Below are 21,397 nucleotides of genomic sequence, written 5' to 3' on the forward strand. Positions count from 1 at the left end.
ATTGGATTGAAAAAACTTTATGGTGTCATCGGAGATCCGATAGCCCACTCATTATCACCAGCCATGCAAAATAAAGAGCTTAAGGAGCTTGGAATTGATGCATACTACCATCCTTTCAGAATTGAGGGAAAGGATTTGAAGACCGCTGTAGAGGGAATGAAAGTAATAGGGGTTGAAGGTTTCAATGTGACCATCCCTCATAAAACAGCCATCATACCTTTTTTGGATAAGATAGATCCTCTTGCAAAGGCAATCGGCGCAGTCAACACGGTTGTCCGGGAAGGAGACCATTTTGTCGGCTATAATACTGACGGTGTTGGATTTGTAGAATCTCTCAGGGAAGATTGGAAAAAAGATCTGAACGGTGAGCGGGTTCTAATCATCGGGGCCGGCGGTGCGGCAAAAGCGATCTATTATACGCTCTTATCAATCGGGGTCAAAAGGGTAGATATATGTAATAGGACGCTCTATAAAGCGGAAGAATTAATTGCAGCACAGCCTTATGAAGCCGATTCAAAAGCAATACCATTGGATGTGGCTGAAACAAATATCGATAAATATTCCCTGGTTATACAGACGACATCCATTGGGATGGCCCCCGAAATAGATAAAAGCCCTATTTCATTAAGGGGAATCAGGCCATCTGCCTTTGTTTCAGATATTATATATAATCCGGATCAAACATTATTCCTTAATCAGGCAGCTCAAAAAGGAGCCAAAACGCAAAATGGTCTTGGGATGCTTGTTTATCAAGGGGCACTGGCTTTTGAAAAATGGACTAATGTAAAACCGGATGTCACGCGCATGAAAAGGACTTTGACTAACATCTTGGGAGGATCACCATGCTGACTGGAAAGCAAAAAAGATTTTTACGATCAAAAGCACATCATCTCCAGCCTATTTTTCAAGTTGGAAAAGGCGGGGTAAATGAAAATATGATCAAACAGATCAAGGATGCATTGGAGGCGAGGGAGTTGCTCAAAATAAGCGTCCTCCAAAATTGTGAAGAAGACAAGGAAGTTGTGGCTGAGGAAATTGTCCGCGGTACTGATAGTCAACTTGTACAAATTATCGGACGGATCATCGTTCTTTATAAGGAATCCCGTGAAAACAAACAAATAGAGCTTCCGTCGAAGGGCTGATATCCGAATGAAAAGAAAAATAGGCATTTTGGGAGGGACATTTGATCCTCCACATCTGGGGCATCTGATCATAGCAAATGAGGTAATGGAACAATTGAAGCTTGATGAAGTGAGATTCATGCCTAATCATGAGCCTCCTCATAAAGAGCGACACAGTGGCACAACGGTGGAAAATCGACTGTCCATGCTTGAAAAATCCATCGAAGGGAACCCGTCATTCTCGATAGAAACAATCGAATTGAATCGGGATGGACGGTCCTACACATATGATACGATGAAGGAACTAAGCGAGAAAAATACAGAAAATGATTATTATTTTATTATAGGGGGCGACATGGTGGAATATTTGCCCCATTGGTATAAGATTGAAGAGTTGCTCAAGCTTGTTCAGTTTGTAGGCACAAATCGCCCGAATTGTAACTTGGAAAGTCAGTATCCCATCACTTTTGTCAAAGTTCCCATGATTGAAATTTCCTCCTCCATGATCAGAGACCGGGTGAAAAACGGGGCATCCATTAAGTATTTACTCCCGGAGAATGTCATCTGTTATATAGAGGAGAATCATTTATATGAAACGTGAACAAGCTTTTACTATAGTCAATGAAAAAATAGCAGGACCAAGGTATGAACATACAAAAAGAGTCGCGGAAACGGCAGAAAAGCTTGCAGTCAAATATGGGGAGGATGTTGAAAAAACAGTATTGGCTGCTATTTTTCACGATTATGCCAAACTCCTTCCTATAAATGAGTTGAAAAAAATCATTGCTGATTACAAGCTTGATTCCCGCTTATTGGACTACCATCCCGAACTGTGGCATGGTCCAGCAGGAGCTATACTAGTCCGTGAAGAATTGGGAATAGAAGATGAAGACATTTTCAATGCGATTCGTTACCATACTACTGGGAGGGCAGGTATGACCCTTCTTGAAAAAATCATTTATATTGCGGATTATATCGAACCTGGAAGGCAATTTGATGGCCTTGACGAAGTCAGAATGCTTGCAGAGACAGATTTGGATAAAGCTTTGAAAAAGTCAATTGGAAATACGATCAAATTTTTAATCGACAAATCTGTTGCTGTTTTTCCTGATACATTTGAAGCATATAACGATATGGTAAAAAAATAAGGAGGAGATAAAATTTGGATTCTAAAGCACTTTTAAAAACGATCGTAAAGGCTGCCGATGACAAAAAAGCAGAAGACATTGTTGTTCTCAACATGCAGGGGATTTCACTCATTACAGATTATTTTCTTATTTGCCAAGGGACATCGGAAAAACAGGTTCAGGCGATAGCGAGGGAAGTGAAGTCGGCTGCAGAGAAAACCGGCCTTGATATCAAGAAAATAGAAGGTTTCGAGGAAGCAAGATGGGTTTTAATTGACATGGGCGATGTGATTGCTCATGTATTCCATAAAGATGAAAGAAATTATTATAATCTCGAAAGACTTTGGGGAGATGCCCCAATTGAAAATATCCAAAAGGAATTGGCTCCGTGAGTTATGAACAGCTTGCTTATGTATATGACCACTTGATGGCAGATGCGCCGTATGACGACTGGCTCCGGTATTTAACGAAGGTAACGGAGAGTTATCAGGCACCCGGGAACAGGGTGCTTGATTTAGGCTGTGGTACGGGGGAGTTGTCAATCCGCCTACTTAAACAGGGATTCGATGTGACAGGGGTGGATGTGTCAGAGGATATGTTGGCTGTCTCTGCCGAAAAAGCGGATAAAGAAGGGGTGGCTCTTCCCTTGTTCCAGCAAGATATGAGCAAGTTGGAGGGATTGCCGGAATTCGATATCGCCACAGTTTTTTGCGACTCTCTTAATTATCTGTCAACGCCGGAAGAAGTGCAGAATACCTTCCGTCATGTTCACCGGCATCTCGCTCCTAACGGGCTGTTTTTATTTGATGTTCATTCTACTTATCAGATGGAAAGTGTATTTTTAAATCAGACATTCACGTGGAATGAGGAAGAGGTTGCCTATATATGGAGCTCTTTCCCAGGAGAAGAGCCTCATTCTATTGAACATGATCTGACCTTCTTTTTATTGGACGGAGAGTCAGGCCAGTATGAACGGGTCGAAGAATTCCATCAACAGAGGACTTATCCGGTGCATGATTTTGTGGATTGGCTCCATGAAGCCGGATTTGATGTCCTTTCCGTTACCGCAGACTTTAGCGACAATCCTCCGGGAGAAACGTCACGCCGGATCTTTTTTACATGCAGAAAAAAATAAACTATGGAGGAGGCTGCCTTTAAGTACCAAGCCATGTGGCTCCGGGAAATGAGGATATTCTGTCCGCATTCGTACAAAGGCCGCCTCCAACAGTGCCGGCAACACTAGGCCGCTGAATTTTTTCATAATTTATGAAAAAGGAAGAAGGGTTTTTGCTTTTCATATAGAATACTTTCCTATGAGCTGAATTTATTTTGGATATGAAAAGCTTCATCGGCAAATTTTTTATGCGTGGCACGGAACAGTTTTTCAAACATTTCTCCTTTTTCCTGCTCCATTACAGCGATCCCTTCCCCCGTAATTCCTCCTTTTACGCATACTTTCTCCTGCAAGGCAGGGAGAGTAAAATGTTTTTGTTTTAAAAGCTCCCCAAGTCCGATTAGCATATTTTCCGCTAACATTGTTGCCGTACCTTCATCGATTTTTGTTTCGGTGGCTGCCGCTTCAATTAAGCTTCTTGTCAAAAAACTGATAAAAGCCGGTCCGCAACTTACAATATCCGATGAAACCCGGATAATGTCTTCGTGTATTTCAAACGGAACGGATACTTTGGAAAACATCTCCCACAATTTATCTTTCCAATGATATTTACAACTATCTCCAAACGTAAACAAAGAAACTCCTGCATGTGCTCTATTTGTGATGCTTGGAATGATCCTTGCACACGATGCATCAACCATTTCTTCCAGCCACGGCACTTGGATGGGGCTGGTGATCGAAACAAGACATTTTTCCCGACTGAATAACTCGGCTTTTTCTTTTGTTAAAGAAATGATATCCAACGGCTTCACACAAATGAAAATAATGTCTGATTGCCTTATAACTTCATCCGCGCTACTCTCCACCGTGATGTCCCTATACTTATGTTTAAGCCTGTCGGCTTTAGATTTCGTCCTGTTTGTAACAATGAAATCCGAAGGAGAAACCGCTCCGCCAGTTATTAAAGCCTCCAATAGAATGGTTCCCATGTTTCCTGTTCCTATCAATCCGATCTTCATGCTGTTCCCCCCTTCAATTTTCTATTCCTGACAATGTATGTATCTAAAATAAATAATATTCATATAAGAAAGGCGGGTAATTCGAAATGATTTGGCTCCAAAAATACAAAATGTTATTCATAAGCTGTGGTGTGGCTGTAGTTGTGATATTTCTTTTTATTAGCGAGCCAAAAGATGAAATGGCTGCAAAGAATGAAACGGCTCTACAGACAGTGATGGAAGAGAAGATCGATAGTTCCATTGAGTTGGAACAAGAGGTGGCTGAAGGACCAGTTTTTGTCGATGTAAAAGGGGCTGTTTCTCTGCCTGGGATTTATGAAGCGAAAGATAATGACCGAGTTCTCGATGCTATCGAATATGCCGGGGGCCTTTTGGAAATCGCTGATGAGAAGCAGATCAACTTTGCACAAAAAGTGCACGATGAAATGGTCATCTACGTTCCGGAAAAAGGGGAGACCATAGAAAATGATGCGCCCCCTTTAATGATAAGCCCTTCGAACGGACAGGCAAATGGAAAAGTGAATATCAATCGTGCTGAGTTATCGGAGCTTGAAACCCTTCCGGGAATTGGTCCGGCCAAAGCGAAGGCAATCATTGACTATCGGGAACAGCAAGGACATTTTAAAAAGGTGGAAGACATACAGAATATTTCAGGTATAGGTGAAAAAACATTTGAAAAGCTCCAGGAGTCCATTTCTGTCAATTGACTGGACCGGATACAAGCCTTTAAACTATAGGAAACGCCAAAGAAGGAGTAGCATATGGAAAGAATATCGTGGAAGCAATACTTTATGGCTCAGAGCCATTTATTGTCATTTCGAAGTACTTGTACGAGGCTTACAGTCGGTGCAACAATCGTAAGAGATAATCGGATTATCGCAGGTGGGTATAATGGATCGATTGCCGGCGGTGTCCACTGTATTGATGATGGGTGTTATGTCATTGACGGGCATTGCGTCAGGACGATACATGCTGAAATGAATGCGATCATCCAATGTGCAAAATTTGGGGTTCCGACGGATGGGGCAGAAATATATGTAACTCATTTCCCTTGTCTCCAGTGTACGAAAGGAATCATCCAAGCGGGAATAAAAGCGGTCTATTATGCGGAGGATTATAAAAATCACCCACATGCATTAGAGCTGTTCGAACAAGCCGGCGTTCATACGGAACAGGTCCCGCTTGATCGGGAAATCTTCATGAAATTTGCCTATGCGACTGAATAGGAACGGAGCGGGCCAGTCTCCCGTCTAATCTAAGAGGGAAGTTTTAACCCCTAATAGATAATTTACAATGACAATACTCGAAAGGAGGCAAACATGTCTGGAAAGTGGGTTTACATGGCGCTGGCAGCTTTGTCCGGCGTCCTGCTTTCTTTTGAACTTCACTGGATTTCATTCCTGATGATATCATTAGGAATGATCAGGATTTTTTATCGTGAAAGCTCTACATTCCTTATTCTTTACATTGCATTTATGTTATTTTTTTATTTTGTCAGCGAGGTTGTTAGAATAGCAAATACCTCTCAATACGAATCTCCTGACAAAATTCAAGAAATTGCTCTGACCTTCAAACAATATCCTCAAATTGACGGAAATAGGCTGAGAGCCGTTGCAGTCACTCCACAAAAAGAGAAGTTTATGCTCCTTTATAAAATTCCAACCGAAAATGAGAAAAATGAACTGACGCATAAGCTACGGTCCGGATTGACCTGTATGATGAACGGTCAATTGGTCAAGCCCGAAGCAAACCGAAATGAGCATGCTTTCAATTATCAATTATATTTAAAAAGGATGGATATCCACTGGATTTTTGAACCAGACAGCATCCATGTCACTGATTGCCATTTAAGCACAGTTTCTATTACAGACTCTCTGCAAAATTTACGGGCATCAGGCATTCATAGCATTGAAACTAAATTTCCGAAAACGCTGGCTTCTTACGCGGCTGCCCTTATTTTTGGTGAGAGATCGCTCATTTCTGAAGAGGCTGATCGGTCTTACAAACAGCTTGGGGTTGTACATTTGCTCGCCATATCCGGCCTTCATGTCGGGATTATAGCCGGAGCTGCCTTTTTTCTGTGCATAAGGTTAGGCATGACAAGAGAATCTGTCATATGGACACTTTTTATTTTTCTGCCTGGATATGCAGTTTTGAGCGGCGCGAATCCACCGGTCATCAGGGCTGTCATAATGGCAATCTTGCTTTTATCATCTAAAAAATGGCGGATGCCATTGTCTACGTTGGATATTTTTTCGATTAGCTTCATCTTGTTTCTGCTTTTTGATCCCATGCTGGTTTATCATATCGGTTTTCAGCTTTCCTATGCAGTCAGCTTTGCTCTTACTTTATCATCGGGTTACTTTTTCCAAAAAAACGAGAACGTGATTTGTCAAATGATGAACATATCGGTTGTTTCCATGTTTTCTTCATTGCCGATCCTTTCCTATCATTTTTATGAATTTTCTCTGATCAGTATTGCAGCAAATCTGCTTTTTGTTCCGCTTTATACACTTCTACTTTTGCCGGCCGTTTTTATTCTTTTCGCCCTTTCAATTATGGACTTTTCGATTTTTCCAATGGCAGCAGCGGTTGTCGACCGCATTGTACAGTTATCGGAAAAAATGGCGCTTGCGGCAGGGTCTTTTCCTTATTCGGTGTTTTTGGCAGGAAAACCCTCGTCTGTAGGCTTAATCTTTATTGTAAGCGGTATACTTGTTTTCTTCGTTCTCAAGGAAAAAAAGATCCGACTGCTTAAATGCGCATTGCCGCTCATCGTCGTTTTAGCTGTCCATTCTTTAATCCAGAAGTATTCACCTTATGGGGAAGTCGTTTTCATTGATGTGGGACAAGGTGACAGTATTCTGATCAAACTCCCATATAACCAAGGAGTCTACATGATTGATACGGGCGGACAGCTCAAGTTTCCTATTCCGGAATGGCAGAAGAAGAGGAAGCCATACTCTCTTGGAAGAGATACATTGATTCCTTTTTTAAAGAGTAAAGGGATCAGTCGGATTGATAAATTGATTTTAACCCATAGTGATACTGATCATATCGGAGCGGCAAATGAGTTAATGGGCGAATTGAAAATCAGTGAAATTTTAATCAGCCCCAATTCCTGGGAAAAGCCGATTATGGCGGAGATCGTAAACAAGGCCTTTATAGAAAACATAAAGGTGGAAGAAATAAAAGCCGGATATGGATGGAAAAATAAAGCCGGTGTATTTCATTTTATTTACCCATTTGATGATGACTATGAAGGGAACGATGATTCACTTGTTCTATATGCTTCGTTTGGTGGCATGCGCTGGCTTTTTACTGGTGATTTGGAATCTGCCGGAGAACTGGAAGTGGCATCTACTTACAGCCGGCTTGAAGTCGATGTGTTAAAGATAGGCCATCATGGAAGCAGGGGATCGACAAGTTTGCCTTTCGTGCAACTGACAAAACCAAGGTACGCGATTATTTCAGCGGGCAAGTCCAACAGATACGGACATCCGCACACTGAAGTTCTTGAAATTTTGGATATGGAAAATATTCAAATACTTCGGACGGATGAACACGGAGCAATTCACTACCGGTTTAATTCCAAAGGAGGAACCTTTAAGACTGTTTTGCCATATGATAGTGCGAGAAGCCTGTTAGGGCAATAAAAGCAAGCCGGCCTGTACACCGATGTACAGAATCGAGTCCTTCAACATAAAGATTAGGTAACGCGGTAGTCACTGCTAATGTTGAAAAGATGGTTTAATTTAATCTCAGTTAATGCATTCCGGCAAGATCAAAAAGTGATATCCTGTTGTTACTTGCACTAGGGCCTCTGATTGTCAGAGTTGGACGACGCAGGGGGTAAGAAGGTGATTAACAACCTGGGGATTTTTATTATCATCTTCTTCCACAATAAAAGAAGAAGCTTGCGTAATGCAAACTTCTTCTTTCTTGGATAAGTAATTTTTAGGATTAGTGCTGTCACTTCGAGTCACAAGACGCTTTCCTGCTGCTTAAACAGTTTTGTGTTTTACGATTACTTGCCGAGAACTTCGATTACTGTGCCAATCACAAAAATGGCTGTGAAGAATACAAATGATACAGCGAAGCCGACTCCGGAATCGATGGCATCATTGCGCTTGGACTGCACACTTTGTTCAAATTCGAATTCAGATTCTCTCACAACTACCCCTCCTGTTTCCACTATAGTATAGATGATGCTTTAAAAAAAATCCACTTTCCTTTTACCTCTGTTGACAAGAGTTGACACATATACTTTTTTTACTTGTGGTCAAACTATCCTTACGGCACGTTACTCCGCTTTTGAATAAGTGTCCTAGGCCTTATTTAAAAGCGTTCAATATAGATTAGGGGGCTTTGGCCAAAGGTGAAGTCCCCTTTGCCTCTTGTCAAAATTCCTCTCTTTCCTTACGATGAGTATAGGGTTGAAGTTTGGGAAAGAGAGAAGAATGTCATATGAGCATAATGAAAAATATTAGAAACAAAACTTTTTCGCCAATATATTTATTATACGGAACGGAAGCCTTTTTAATCAATGACGTTAAACAGAAACTGATGGCGAATGTGTTAACAAGTGACAGTGAGGAATTTAATTATTCAGCTTATGACCTTGAAGAGACGCCGGTGGAGATAGCGATAGAAGATGCTGAAACTTACCCATTCATGGGAGAAAAAAAACTGGTTATTCTACATAATCCTGTTTTTTTTACGGCAGTTAAGCAAAGGGAAAAAGTGGAGCATGATATAAAAAGGCTGGAGAAATATTTAAGTGACCCGGCTCCATATACGGTCATGGTTTTCATTGCCGATTACGAAAAGCTTGATGAGAGGAAAAAAATCACAAAACTTGTTAAGAAGCATGCAGAAATTTTAGAAGCCAAGCCACTGGATGAGCCCCAATTAAAAAGTTGGATCAGGGAACGTGCCGCATTCCACCTCACCGAAATAGAAGAGCCTGCTATTGAAACTTTGCTTTTCTTGACAGGAAATGATTTGATGACCTTGAATGAAGAACTGATAAAACTGTCTCTCAATGTGGGAGAAAACGGTGTGATAAACGAACAAACAGTCAAAAATCTGATTTCCCGAACTTTGGAACAGAATGTATTTTCTTTGACAGAGAGCGTCGTCAAGAGGGAAAGTGATGAGGCCCTTCGTATCTATTATGATCTGATAAAGCAAAATGAAGAGCCGATCAAAGTGCTCTCCCTTATTGCTGGACAATTCAGGCTTATATATCAAGTGAAGGAATTGACGGGGCGGGGATATAGCCAAAAGCATGCGGCCGGCTTGTTGAAAGTGCATCCCTACCGGGTGAAATTGGCAGCAGGGCAAGCCAGTTCTTTTTCTAGTGATGAACTGAAGGCCATTATTAATTCAATAGCTGAATGCGATTTGAAATTAAAAACTGGAGGACTGGATCGCTCCGTCGCTGTGGAATTGTTGCTGATTCAAATACTTAAAGGCAAATAGGAATCAAAAAAAACGACCCTCAACAGGTCGTTTTTTAGTTAAAAAATCGTAATGATTACGATATTCATTTGAATAAAATGTGTTTTTCAGCGCCTAATGACTATCCGTTCATGATCAGACACTTACGCTTTTCTTTATGCACTCAGGTTGCTGAGCTTTTTAGCCAAGCGTGCTTTTTGGCGGTTGGCTGTATTTTTATGGATGATTCCTTTTGTGACAGCTTTATCCAATTGCTTGACTGCATTTTTGAAAAGTTCTTTTGCGTTTTCATCATTTTGAGCGGCAGCAGCTTCAAATTTTTTGACAGCTGTACGCATCGCTGATTTAAATGCTGCATTTTGTTCGTTTTTATATTCGTTGATTTTTACACGTTTAATCGCAGATTTAATGTTCGGCATTTCGTTCACCTCCCGCAGACCATTCAATTTGCCCATTCGTTATCCAATAGAACAAGAGTATTTTACCAAACGGACTTCAATATTGCAATATTAAAAGAAAATCCATCCCACCTTTGTGAATGAATAATCCCATCAACGGAGAAGATGAATGATAAAACAACAAGCAAGGGAGGCATCTGAACATTGAATGACAATAAGCTGGACTTAAGCGGCTATTCTGTTAGGACGGATTTGGCAAAAGAGGCCTTTGAAATGGCTGTCGGCCAATTGGAACAGGAAACGAAGAGTGAAATTAACGGAGTAATGGTGGAAGAACGGGATGAGGATGGTGTGAAAATTACCTCTGTTAAAATTGCTCCTGAAGGCGAAGCGCAGATTGGAAAAAAGGCAGGGAATTATGTAACGTTGGAAGTACAAGGGATCAGGAGCCAGGATACAGTTCTGCAGCAAAAGGTACAGGAAATATTTTCGGCAGAATTCAGCCGTTTTTTACAGATGATCGGCATACCGAAATCAGCAAGCTGTCTAGTCGTCGGACTCGGTAACTGGAATGTAACGCCTGACTCGCTTGGACCAAGGGTATGCGAAAATTTAATTATAACGAGGCATCTGTTTGAACTTGAAGCCCAGAATGTCGATGAGGGCTACAGGCCTGTAAGTTCCATTTCTCCTGGAGTGATGGGGATTACAGGAATTGAAACGAGCGACATCATTTTTGGGGTAGCAGAAAAATCAAAACCGGACTTTATTGTAGCAATCGATGCTTTGGCCTCCCGATCCATTGAGAGGGTGAATTCAACAATCCAAATTTCTGATACCGGTATCCACCCTGGATCGGGGGTGGGCAATAAAAGAAAGGAACTTAGTCATGGAACATTGGGTATACCGGTCATCTCCATCGGTGTTCCGACTGTAGTTGATGCTGTGACCATTACGAGTGATACGATAGACTTTATTCTGAAACATTTCGGAAGAGAAATAAAAGAATCGGGTGAGCCTTCGAGGTCGTTGGCGCCGGCTGGTCTGACATTCGGCAACAAGAGAAAACTTACGGAAAGGGACTTACCGGGAGAAGACCAAAAGAAGACGTTTATGGGAATTGTCGGAATGTTGGATGATGAGGAAAAAAGAAAGTTGATCCAGGAAGTACTCGCACCGCTCGGGCACAATCTGATGGTCACGCCCAAAGAGGTGGATGTATTTGTTGAAGATATGGGCAATCTGATTGCTGCAGGTTTAAACGCTGCACTCCATACGGCTGTTGACCGTAAAGATGCAGGATTTAAAACACGTTGATTTCCTTGAGGTTCTATTAATACTCTCTCTTTCATAAACAATTAGTAGAGTAGGCGGAGACGGAGGGTGACGATTTTGATTAAATTTATCTTGAAATTTCTGCTTTTGGCGATGGTCCTGTTTGTAGGTGTTTTTATAGGAATGGAAAAAGCCCATCAGGGAATGCAGGATATGAAAGGTTATGAAGATACGTCACTTCCGCCTCCGGTCCATGTAAGTGAGGGTGAGGATGGAAAGATTGAGGCTGCTCTTTTAGGGAGTGAGATTAATCATACTGAGGAACTTGCCCAAAAAAAGAAAGAACTGGAAGATCTCGAAACTTACAATTTTATTTCTTCCATGGGAAAAACGTTTTCTTCTTTTGTAAAAGAGGCTACGAAAAATATAATAGATTTTTTAATGGGTTTATTTAAAGAGTAATCGATTGCTTCATATAAAAAATAGTGCATATTCATATATGTGCTTTTTTTTGTGAATTGAGAGTGGGGCTGATATAATTTAACCTAGTGGACATGTGCCTATTAACAGGAGTGAAAAAAATGAATCATTTTGACAGACAGAAGAGACAAGAGAAAATCCGAAACTTTTCAATCATTGCCCACATTGACCATGGGAAATCCACGTTGGCTGACCGCATTCTTGAAAAGACAGAAGCCCTTTCTTCGAGGGAAATGAAGAACCAACTGCTGGATTCCATGGATCTGGAACGGGAGCGGGGCATAACAATAAAATTGAATGCAGTCCAATTGACATATAAGGCTAGGGATGGAGAGGAGTATATCTTTCATTTGATAGATACTCCAGGGCACGTCGATTTTACTTATGAGGTTTCTAGAAGCCTGGCTGCTTGCGAGGGAGCCATTCTTGTTGTGGATGCCGCCCAAGGGATTGAAGCCCAGACACTTGCCAATGTTTATCTGGCTCTTGATAATGATCTGGAAATTGTACCGGTCATCAATAAAATCGACCTTCCTGCAGCCGACCCGGAAAGGGTCCGCAAGGAAATTGAAGATGTTATCGGCCTGGATGCCTCTGATGCTGTGCTTGCATCAGCAAAGGCAGGAATCGGGATTGAAGAAATACTCGAGCAAATAGTGGAAAAAGTGCCGGCACCGGAAGGAGATCCGGAAGCACCATTGAAAGCTCTCATATTTGATTCCCTTTATGATGCATATAGGGGGGTCATCGCTTCCATTCGTGTGATGGAGGGTACGATCAAGGCAGGAGATAAAATAAAAATGATGGCTACCGGCAAAGAGTTTGAAGTAGCAGAAGTTGGGGTCCACGCTCCTAAGCCGATGATTGTTGATGAACTGACTGTGGGAGATGTCGGTTTCGTTACAGCTTCCATTAAAAATGTGGCAGATACGCGAGTCGGTGACACCATTACAAGTGCAACTAATCCGGCGAGCGATCCGCTTCCGGGTTACCGAAAAATGAATCCGATGGTTTTCTGCGGACTTTATCCTATAGATTCAGCCAAATTCAATGATTTGAGAGAAGCGCTGGAAAAGCTTGAATTGAATGATTCGGCCCTTGAGTACGAGGCTGAAACATCACAGGCCCTCGGGTTTGGATTTCGCTGTGGTTTTCTGGGGCTTTTGCATATGGAAATCATTCAGGAGCGGATTGAACGTGAATTTAAAATCGATTTGATTACAACTGCTCCAAGTGTAATTTATAAAGTATACATGAATGATGGTACGGAAATATCTGTGGATAATCCTGCCAATATGCCGGATGCCCAGAAAATAGACAGGGTAGAAGAGCCGTATGTAAAAGCATCAATGATGGTTCCTAATGATTATGTAGGTGCCGTAATGGAACTGGCTCAGGAAAAGAGAGGTCAATTCATTGACATGCAGTATCTGGACGAAATCAGGGTAAATGTTGTTTATGAAATCCCGCTTGCGGAAATCGTCTATGACTTCTTTGACCTTTTAAAATCTAACACTAAAGGCTATGCCTCTTTTGATTACGAACCGATTGGTTACAAACCTTCCAATCTTGTGAAAATGGATATTTTGTTAAACAGTGAAAAAGTGGATGCCCTCAGCTTTATTGTCCATAAAGATTTTTCTTTTGAGCGTGGAAAAGCCATTGTTGAAAAATTGAGAGATCTTATTCCCCGCCAACAGTTTGAGGTGCCTGTCCAAGCAGCAATTGGCCAAAAGATCGTTGCTAGGTCCACCATCAAGGCTATGAGGAAAAATGTCCTTGCGAAATGTTATGGTGGGGACATCTCAAGGAAACGTAAACTTCTTGAGAAGCAGAAAGAAGGGAAAAAACGGATGAAACAAGTGGGGTCTGTTGAGGTTCCGCAGGAGGCATTCATGGCTGTCTTAAAAATGGATGATTCCGGAAACAGCTCCAAATAAAACTCCTCAGCACAATAAAAGAAAGGGAGAGTATCTCTTGCATATGCCCTTTCTTTTTTTCTGCCAATCAAGTCGGACAAGGTCGTGAAAAGATGAACTCAGCCTATATTCATATACCTTTTTGTGAGCATATATGCCACTACTGCGATTTTAATAAATTCTTTATGCATGGACAGCCGGTGGATAAATATCTCGAGATGTTGGAAAAAGAATTTAGATTATATAAAGACCGGTTTCCGGAAATGAAACTGAAAACGATTTTTGTGGGGGGCGGCACACCGACAGCTTTGAATGTAAGCCAGTTTGATGCGTTTTGTTCTGCAATTCGAGAAAATCTCCCTTTCTCCAAGGAAGGGGAATTCACTTTTGAAGCGAATCCCGGCGATCTTACCGAAGAAAAGCTGCGTGTGTTATCAAATTATGGTGTCAACAGACTCAGTTTTGGCGTCCAATCGTTCAATGATGAGCTGTTAGAAAGAATAGGGCGGTCCCACCAAGTGAAGGATGTTTACCGCTCTATCAGCAATGCCAGACAAGCCGGATTTTCCAATATAAGCATTGATTTGATTTACGCATTGCCGGGTCAAACGGTGGAGGATTTTTCGGATACTGTAAAAAAGGCCATTGAACTGGATCTGCCGCATTATTCGGGTTATTCCCTGATTGTTGAGCCGAAGACGGTCTTTTATAATTTATTGAGAAAGGGAAAGCTTAAATTACCAGGAGAAGATCAGGAAGCAGCAATGTATGAAATTTTAATCGAGCAGATGGAGAAAAACGGTTTGAAGCAGTATGAAATTAGTAATTTTTCGAAAGCGGGCTTCCAAAGCACTCATAACCTTGTTTATTGGAACAATGATGAATATTTTGGTTTCGGGGCAGGGGCCCATGGATATGTTAATGGTATCCGGTACTCAAATTATGGACCTTTGAAAAAATATATGGAACCGTTGGAGGAGGGCCTCCTCCCAATTTTTGAAAAACATGAAGTGACGGATCGCGAAAGAATGGAAGAAGAAATGTTCCTTGGTTTAAGAAAAAGGACAGGTGTCAGCATTTCTCATTTCCAAAGGAAGTTTTCAATCAATCCTAAGGAACTATTCCAAAAACAAATGGAGACATTGAAATCAAAAGGCATGATCGAAGAGAAAAACGACAGTATTCGACTAACGCGCCAAGGACTTTTTCTTGGAAATGAAGTGTTTCAAAGCTTTATTATTTAATTTAAAGGTACTTGGAAAATGAGTATAAATTCGTTGACATCAATAGGTCATTTTGTTACTTTTATATTAGATTTAGCACTCATGATGACAGAGTGCTAACAGGGGTGATGAATGGTGCTTACAGATCGTCAATTGCTCATATTGCAAGCCATTATTGATGATTTTATCAGGTTTGCCCAACCCATTGGCTCGGGAAAATTGTCAAAAAGGGAAGAAATAAATCTAAGTTCGGCAACGATCCGCAACGAAATGGCAGATTTGGAAGAGTACGGGTACATTGAAAAAACCCATACTTCATCGGGGCGTATACCCTCTGAGAAGGGGTACAGATACTATGTGGATCATTTATTGGCACCAGAAATGCTCCGTACCCATGAGAGGCAACTTATCCATTCCATCTTTGCGGAGAAAATATATGAACTCGAAGATGTTGTACAGAGATCTGCTAGTGTTTTGTCAGAGCTGACGAATTACACGGCAATCCTCCTTGGCCCCGCAGTCAAGGAAAACAAGCTGAAGCGTCTGCAAATTGTTCCTCTTTCCGGAGAAAAAGCTGTTGCTGTAATTATTACGGATACTGGGCATGTGGAAAACAAGATATTTTCACTGCCGGAAAACTATGTACCGGGAAATATAGAGAAGCTCGTCAATATTTTAAATCAAAAGCTTGCTGGGGTACCGATTTCTGAATTGAAGGCTAAAATTGAGTATGAAGTGGCAGAAATTTTGAGACAGAATATCCATCAATACGATAAGCTGCTGCAATCCATATTAAAAACGATTGATGTACCGGGCAATGAGAAAATATTTTTCGGCGGGAAAACCAATATGTTAAATCAGCCGGAGTTCCATAATATTAACAAAGTCCGCTCTCTGATGAACATGATTGAAAAGGAAGAGGGAATTTATGAGCTATTCAGGCATATTCCCCACGGTATTCATGTTACGATCGGGAAAGAAAATAAAAATATGGCCATGGAAGATTGCAGTCTTATTACGGCCACATACTCCATCGGCCAAGAGCCAGTTGGAACAATTGCCATTTTGGGACCCAAAAGAATGGAATATTCCAGAGTCATCGGTCTCCTTGACTTTTTAAGCAGGGATATGAGTGAAGCATTAACAAAAATGTTTAACGAAAGTTAAGCCAAAACTGGAATGGGAATTAGCGTTATTGCTAATTTCCCTTCTTTATTGCATAAGCGCTTGTGATATTTGATTGTTAAGTGATGTCCGGGATGGTCCAATCCAGGTGATGCAACAAGACGTCGCTGCCTGATCCTGCCTTTTTGGGGTGAAGGCTAAAGGTCGTTTCAGTTAAACCAATGAAGTTATGAAAACGCGGATATTGGTTTGAACATTCGACGTTTAGGACATAGCGGCTTGAGGAGACCCTCCTCGCCCGAGTTGTACATCTTAGACAGGTGCTTACGCTTATATTTTAAGGAGGTGAAGACATTGCAAGAAGAATCGAAAGAAACACTAAAGCCGGAAGATTTGAATCAAGAAGAAACGCCAGAAAATAATGAAGTTAAGTCTGAAGGCCAAAGCGAACAAGAAAATGGCAAAGCTGACGCCGTTCAGTCCTCTTCGGATCAAGAAGATGAACGTGAACAAGAGCTGACAAGTAAAATCAAAGAGCTCGAAGCTCAGCTTGAAGAGAAGGAAAATCGCTATTTGCGCCTGCTTGCAGATTTTGATAATTTCCGCCGCCGTACCAAAGTTGAAAGGGAAGCGGATGAAAAATATAGAGCACAGCATTTGATCACGAATCTTCTTCCTGCAATCGATAATTTTGAAAGAGCCATGCAGATCGAACCTGATAATGAGCAGACAAAGGCACTGCTTGAAGGGGTTGGAATGGTTTATAGAAGCATCATCGAGGCCTTGAAGAGTGAAGGAGCCGAACAAATTGAGGCAGTTGGAAACGAGTTTGATCCAAACCTTCATCAGGCGGTGATGCAGGCGGAGGAAGATGGAACTGAGGAAAATATCATTTTGGAAGAATTCCAAAAAGGATATGTATTAAAAGATCGAGTTATCCGACCATCGATGGTCAAAGTAAGTAAATAGTGAGAAATAGTTAGGTACATATTGTTAAGGAGGTTATGTGAGCATGAGCAAGATCATTGGTATTGACTTGGGAACGACAAACTCATGTGTGGCAGTGCTTGAAGGCGGGGAACCGAAAGTTATTTCAAATCCCGAAGGAAACCGTACCTCCCCTTCAGTGATTGCTTTTAAAAACGGAGAGATTCAAGTTGGTGAGGTAGCCAAGCGTCAGGCCATCACCAATCCTAATACTGTCATGTCCATCAAACGCCATATGGGTACGGATTATACAGAAGAGATTGAAGGAAAAAAATACACACCTCAAGAATTATCAGCGATGATCCTTCAATATTTGAAATCATATGCTGAAGACTACCTTGGCGAAAAAGTGGAGAAAGCAGTCATTACAGTTCCGGCTTACTTCAATGATTCACAGCGACAAGCTACAAAGGATGCCGGTAAAATTGCAGGTCTCGAAGTAGAAAGGATCATTAATGAACCGACAGCGGCAGCACTTGCATACGGACTGGAAAAGACAGATGAAGACCAGACTATTTTGGTATATGACCTAGGCGGAGGTACATTTGATGTCTCCATTCTTGAACTAGGCGACGGTGTTTTTGAAGTGTTGGCGACAGCCGGCGATAATCGTTTGGGTGGAGATGACTTTGACCAAGTCATCATTGATTATCTTGTAGACGAATTTAAAAAAGACAACGGAATTGATCTTTCTCAAGATAAAATGGCCTTACAAAGGTTGAAAGATGCTGCGGAAAAAGCAAAAAAAGATTTGTCAGGTGTAACGCAGACACAAATCTCCCTTCCTTTTATCACTGCAGGAGAAGCGGGTCCTCTTCATCTTGAAGTTACTTTGACCCGTGCAAAATTCGAAGAAATGTCATCAGGGCTTGTGGAAAAAACGATGGCTCCAACACGTCAGGCTATCAAAGATTCAGGAAAAACAGCGTCTGAAATTGATAAGGTAATTCTTGTAGGGGGTTCTACTCGGATTCCTGCAGTTCAGGATGCTATTCGAAAAGAAACCGGAAAAGAGCCTCATAAAGGTGTGAATCCGGACGAAGTGGTAGCAATGGGAGCGGCCATTCAAGGCGGAGTATTGTCCGGAGATGTTAAAGATGTTGTACTCCTCGATGTCACACCGCTTTCACTTGGAATTGAAACAATGGGTGGCGTCTTTACAAAATTGATTGAAAGAAACACAACGATCCCTACATCCAAGCAGCAAGTATTTTCAACTGCAGCCGACAATCAGACAGCTGTTGACATTCATGTCCTTCAGGGTGAACGTCCGATGGCGGCAGACAACAAGACACTCGGACGTTTCCAATTGTCCGATATTCCGCCTGCACCGCGCGGTATACCGCAAATCGAAGTCAAATTCGATATTGATAAAAACGGAATCGTGAATGTAAGTGCAAAAGACCTCGGAACAGGTAAAGAGCAAAATATAACGATCAAATCTTCATCAGGCCTTTCTGAGGAAGAAGTTGAGCGTATGATTAAAGAGGCCGAAGAAAATGCTGAAAAAGACAAGAAGCGCCAAGAAGAAGTAGAACTTAGAAATGAAGCAGACCAATTGATCTTCACCACGGAAAAAACTCTCAAAGAACTTGAGGGGAAAGTGGACGAAGCTGAAGTCAAAAAAGCGGAAGAAGCAAAAGATGCATTGAAGGCTGCTGTTGAGAAAAATGATATAGATGAAATCCGTGAAAAGAAAGACGCCCTTCAAGAGATTGTACAAAACCTGTCCGTTAAGCTGTATGAAGAAGCTGCCAAACAAGCACAAGCTCAGCAGGGAGGCGGGGAAGAAACAAATACCGGCGGAGACGACAACGTTGTTGATGCGGAATTTGAAGAAGTCGATGATAACAAAGAATCAAAATAAAGTGTTGAAAAGTCAAAGCCCGCTGAAACGGGCTTTGACTTTTATTCTGGTGTCAGCTCAAAGAAGGTTTCATATGATGTGAAGGGCGTCATGGCTTCTTCTTTGCGAATCGTTCTGTTTGCAAGCGCCACGTGCCACTTGCGCTTTTCTTATTTAGATCAGATATGATAAAATGAACGTTATGTGAATAGATTCGGGAGTGTGGAAACATGAGCAAAAGGGATTATTATGAAGTGCTTGGCATATCGGAAAACGCTTCTAAAGATGAGATTAAAAAAGCTTATAGAAGACTTTCAAAAAAATACCATCCGGATATAAATAAAGAACCCGGTGCGGATGAAAAATTCAAGGAAATTACGGAAGCCTATGAAGTGTTAAGTGATGATCAAAAAAGAGCCCAGTACGATCAATTCGGCCACGAGGGGCCCCAAAGCGGGTTTGGTGGCGGAGCGGATTTTGGTGGTTTCAGTGGATTTGAAGATATATTTAGTACTTTCTTCGGCGGGGGCCGCAGAGATCCCAATGCACCAAGGCAGGGAGCCGATTTACAATACACGATGACTCTTACATTCGAAGAAGCCATCTTCGGAAAAGAGACAGTCATTGAAATTCCTAGAGAAGAAACCTGTGACACATGCAACGGATCAGGTGCCAAACCTGGAACAACACCTGAAACTTGCCATTATTGCCACGGAACAGGCCAATTGAATGTTGAGCAGGAGACTCCTTTTGGAAGAATCGTCAACCGCAGGGTTTGTCAGCATTGCCACGGAACGGGCAAAATCATCAAAGCAAAATGCCAGACTTGCCATGGAGAAGGCAAAGTAAAAAGAAGAAAGAAAATCAATGTTAAAATCCCTAAAGGGATTGACGATGGCCAGCAGATGCGTGTTGCGGGCCAAGGGGAGCCGGGTGTTAATGGCGGACCGCCAGGAGATCTCTTTATTGTATTCCATGTCATGCCCCATGAGTTCTTTGAACGGGACGGTGATGACATTTATTGTGAAATGCCGATTACTTTTGTCCAGGCTGCACTCGGTGATGAAATAGAAGTCCCGACATTGTATGGAAAAGTGAAGCTGAAAATACCTGCTGGTACCCAGACAGGTACAAGGTTCAGACTGCGTGAAAAAGGTGCACAGAACGTACGTGGATTCGGAAAAGGGGATCAGCATGTTCTCGTCAAAATTGTTACGCCGACAAAGTTGAACGACAAGCAAAAAGATTTGCTTCGTGAGTTTGCGGAAATCAGCGGGAATGTACCAGATGAACAGAACGAAAGTTTTTTTGGGAAAATGAAACGTGCTTTTAAAGGCGATTAAATGAATGGAGCAGTCAAATGAATTGGACTGAAATTAGTATACTTACTACTAATGAAGCTGTTGAACCGGTAAGTCATGTTTTATATGAAGCTGGCGTAACCGGGATAGCAATCGAAGACCCCGCTGATTTCTTGCGGGTGAGGGAGAATCGATTCGGGGAAATATATGAACTGAATCCTGATGATTTCCCCGCTGAAGGAGTTGTCATTAAGGCTTATTTGCCAAATACGGATAACTTAAATGAAACAGTGGATGAAATCAAACAAAATATTTCAAAGCTTACAGAGTTTCAAATTGATATCGGGGAAAATAAAGTCACCCTTTCAGATGTTAAGGAAGAAGATTGGGCAACATCATGGAAAAAGTATTATCATCCGGTCAAAGTCTCGGACCGGTTTACAATTGTACCGACATGGGAGGACTATACTCCTGAAAGTGATGAACTGATTATTGAGCTAGACCCGGGTATGGCGTTCGGAACAGGCACTCATCCGACGACAGTCATGTGTATACAAGCTCTCGAAAAGACAGTGAAAAAAGGAGACTCCATCGTTGATGTGGGGACGGGATCCGGCGTATTGAGCATAGCGGCGGCATTGTTGGGGGCCAAAGAAGTAAAGGCGCTGGACCTGGATGCGGTAGCAGTGGAAGCTGCACGACAAAACATCTCTCTAAACCATGTGGATGAAATCGTAATGGTTGAGCAAAATGATTTATTAAACGGAATTACGGAACAAGCGGATATCGTTGTTGCAAACATTTTGGCGGAAGTCATCATTTCCTTTTCCGATGATGCCGCACGAGCAGTCAAAAAGGGCGGCTATTTCATAGCTTCAGGAATTATTGAGCAAAAGACCGAGGTTGTGAAAGCTGCCCTTCAGAAAGCCGGCTTTATGGTCGAAGAGACAATCAGAATGGAAGATTGGGCCGCATTCATTGCCAGGCGTTTAAACTAGG

The 21,397-nt window shown here is 41.8% G+C and carries 22 protein-coding genes; 19 read left to right on the forward strand and 3 right to left on the reverse strand.

Annotated elements, in window-relative coordinates; translation table 11 throughout:
- Positions 1-6 precede the first annotated feature (6 nt).
- Genes aroE through C509_RS0105220 form a run of 6 tightly spaced genes read left to right on the forward strand, consistent with a single transcriptional unit; the run spans position 7 to position 3,383 of the window.
- Complete coding sequence (gene aroE / locus C509_RS0105195; protein ID WP_018705856.1) at positions 7-849, forward strand: shikimate dehydrogenase; 843 nt, start codon at positions 7-9, stop codon at positions 847-849.
- Positions 843-1,142, forward strand: coding sequence for a ribosome assembly RNA-binding protein YhbY (gene yhbY / locus C509_RS0105200; protein ID WP_018705857.1), 300 nt, complete (start codon positions 843-845; stop codon positions 1,140-1,142). The genes aroE and yhbY overlap by 7 nt, the downstream gene beginning before the upstream one ends.
- Positions 1,143-1,149: 7 nt before the next feature.
- Positions 1,150-1,722 carry a nicotinate-nucleotide adenylyltransferase gene (locus C509_RS0105205; RefSeq protein ID WP_018705858.1) on the forward strand — a complete coding sequence of 191 codons (573 nt, stop codon included), beginning with the start codon at positions 1,150-1,152 and terminating at the stop codon, positions 1,720-1,722.
- On the forward strand, positions 1,712-2,269 hold the full coding sequence (gene yqeK / locus C509_RS0105210) for a bis(5'-nucleosyl)-tetraphosphatase (symmetrical) YqeK (protein ID WP_018705859.1): 558 nt from the start codon (positions 1,712-1,714) through the stop codon (positions 2,267-2,269). The genes C509_RS0105205 and yqeK overlap by 11 nt, the downstream gene beginning before the upstream one ends.
- Before the next feature lie 14 nt (positions 2,270-2,283).
- Positions 2,284-2,640 carry a ribosome silencing factor gene (gene rsfS / locus C509_RS0105215; protein WP_018705860.1) on the forward strand — a complete coding sequence of 119 codons (357 nt, stop codon included), beginning with the start codon at positions 2,284-2,286 and terminating at the stop codon, positions 2,638-2,640.
- Positions 2,637-3,383, forward strand: coding sequence for a class I SAM-dependent DNA methyltransferase (locus C509_RS0105220; protein ID WP_018705861.1), 747 nt, complete (start codon positions 2,637-2,639; stop codon positions 3,381-3,383). Before rsfS ends, C509_RS0105220 begins: the two co-directional genes overlap by 4 nt.
- 176 nt (positions 3,384-3,559) lie before the next feature.
- On the opposite strand, the gene comER is transcribed toward C509_RS0105220, so the two are convergent.
- The gene (gene comER / locus C509_RS0105230; protein WP_018705863.1) at positions 3,560-4,381 is read right to left on the reverse strand and encodes a late competence protein ComER; all 822 of its coding nucleotides are present in this window, start codon (positions 4,379-4,381) and stop codon (positions 3,560-3,562) included.
- A gap of 86 nt (positions 4,382-4,467) precedes the next feature.
- On the opposite strand from comER, the gene C509_RS0105235 reads away from it, so the two are divergent.
- The 3 genes from C509_RS0105235 to C509_RS0105245 all read left to right on the forward strand — a co-directional run bounded on the left by C509_RS0105235 (position 4,468) and on the right by C509_RS0105245 (position 8,037).
- A complete protein-coding gene (locus tag C509_RS0105235; RefSeq protein WP_018705864.1) occupies positions 4,468-5,088 on the forward strand; it encodes a helix-hairpin-helix domain-containing protein in 621 nt (206 codons plus the stop codon).
- A 54-nt stretch (positions 5,089-5,142) separates the two neighbouring features.
- Positions 5,143-5,607, forward strand: a complete 465-nt coding sequence (locus C509_RS0105240; protein ID WP_018705865.1) for a ComE operon protein 2 — start codon at positions 5,143-5,145, stop codon at positions 5,605-5,607.
- A gap of 93 nt (positions 5,608-5,700) precedes the next feature.
- A complete protein-coding gene (locus C509_RS0105245) occupies positions 5,701-8,037 on the forward strand; it encodes a DNA internalization-related competence protein ComEC/Rec2 (protein ID WP_018705866.1) in 2,337 nt (778 codons plus the stop codon).
- A 371-nt stretch (positions 8,038-8,408) separates the two neighbouring features.
- Here C509_RS0105245 and C509_RS25405 read toward each other — a convergent pair whose 3' ends face one another.
- Entirely contained in the window at positions 8,409-8,555 is a 147-nt protein-coding gene (locus C509_RS25405) for a YqzM family protein (protein ID WP_018705867.1), read from the reverse strand.
- 293 nt (positions 8,556-8,848) lie between these two features.
- On the opposite strand from C509_RS25405, the gene holA reads away from it, so the two are divergent.
- Entirely contained in the window at positions 8,849-9,865 is a 1,017-nt protein-coding gene (gene holA / locus C509_RS0105260) for a DNA polymerase III subunit delta (protein WP_018705869.1), read from the forward strand.
- 134 nt (positions 9,866-9,999) lie between these two features.
- On the opposite strand, the gene rpsT is transcribed toward holA, so the two are convergent.
- Positions 10,000-10,263 carry a 30S ribosomal protein S20 gene (rpsT, locus tag C509_RS0105265; RefSeq protein ID WP_018705870.1) on the reverse strand — a complete coding sequence of 88 codons (264 nt, stop codon included), beginning with the start codon at positions 10,261-10,263 and terminating at the stop codon, positions 10,000-10,002.
- 183 nt (positions 10,264-10,446) lie between these two features.
- Between rpsT and gpr the strand changes: the two genes are divergently transcribed.
- The 9 genes from gpr to prmA all read left to right on the forward strand — a co-directional run bounded on the left by gpr (position 10,447) and on the right by prmA (position 21,396).
- Positions 10,447-11,559 (forward strand): GPR endopeptidase, encoded by a 1,113-nt coding sequence (gene gpr, locus C509_RS0105270; RefSeq protein WP_018705871.1) that lies wholly within the window; start codon positions 10,447-10,449, stop codon positions 11,557-11,559.
- Positions 11,560-11,649: 90 nt separating this feature from the next.
- On the forward strand, positions 11,650-11,979 hold the full coding sequence (locus C509_RS0105275; RefSeq protein WP_211214249.1) for a YqxA family protein: 330 nt from the start codon (positions 11,650-11,652) through the stop codon (positions 11,977-11,979).
- Between the two features lie 119 nt (positions 11,980-12,098).
- Entirely contained in the window at positions 12,099-13,937 is a 1,839-nt protein-coding gene (lepA, locus tag C509_RS0105280) for a translation elongation factor 4 (protein WP_018705873.1), read from the forward strand.
- 92 nt (positions 13,938-14,029) lie between these two features.
- Positions 14,030-15,160 (forward strand): radical SAM family heme chaperone HemW, encoded by a 1,131-nt coding sequence (hemW, locus tag C509_RS0105285; RefSeq protein WP_026319694.1) that lies wholly within the window; start codon positions 14,030-14,032, stop codon positions 15,158-15,160.
- Between the two features lie 114 nt (positions 15,161-15,274).
- The gene (gene hrcA / locus C509_RS0105290) at positions 15,275-16,306 is read left to right on the forward strand and encodes a heat-inducible transcriptional repressor HrcA (protein WP_026319695.1); all 1,032 of its coding nucleotides are present in this window, start codon (positions 15,275-15,277) and stop codon (positions 16,304-16,306) included.
- 312 nt (positions 16,307-16,618) lie between these two features.
- The gene (gene grpE, locus C509_RS0105295; RefSeq protein WP_018705876.1) at positions 16,619-17,233 is read left to right on the forward strand and encodes a nucleotide exchange factor GrpE; all 615 of its coding nucleotides are present in this window, start codon (positions 16,619-16,621) and stop codon (positions 17,231-17,233) included.
- 43 nt (positions 17,234-17,276) lie between these two features.
- Complete coding sequence (dnaK, locus tag C509_RS0105300) at positions 17,277-19,118, forward strand: molecular chaperone DnaK (protein WP_018705877.1); 1,842 nt, start codon at positions 17,277-17,279, stop codon at positions 19,116-19,118.
- A 209-nt stretch (positions 19,119-19,327) separates the two neighbouring features.
- Positions 19,328-20,440 carry a molecular chaperone DnaJ gene (gene dnaJ, locus C509_RS0105305; RefSeq protein WP_018705878.1) on the forward strand — a complete coding sequence of 371 codons (1,113 nt, stop codon included), beginning with the start codon at positions 19,328-19,330 and terminating at the stop codon, positions 20,438-20,440.
- Positions 20,441-20,457: 17 nt separating this feature from the next.
- Entirely contained in the window at positions 20,458-21,396 is a 939-nt protein-coding gene (prmA, locus tag C509_RS0105310) for a 50S ribosomal protein L11 methyltransferase (RefSeq protein ID WP_018705879.1), read from the forward strand.
- Position 21,397: the final 1 nt, after the last annotated feature.

The organism is Siminovitchia fordii DSM 16014 = CIP 108821, assembly GCF_000374565.1.
Lineage (GTDB): Bacteria > Bacillota > Bacilli > Bacillales > Bacillaceae_C > Siminovitchia > Siminovitchia fordii.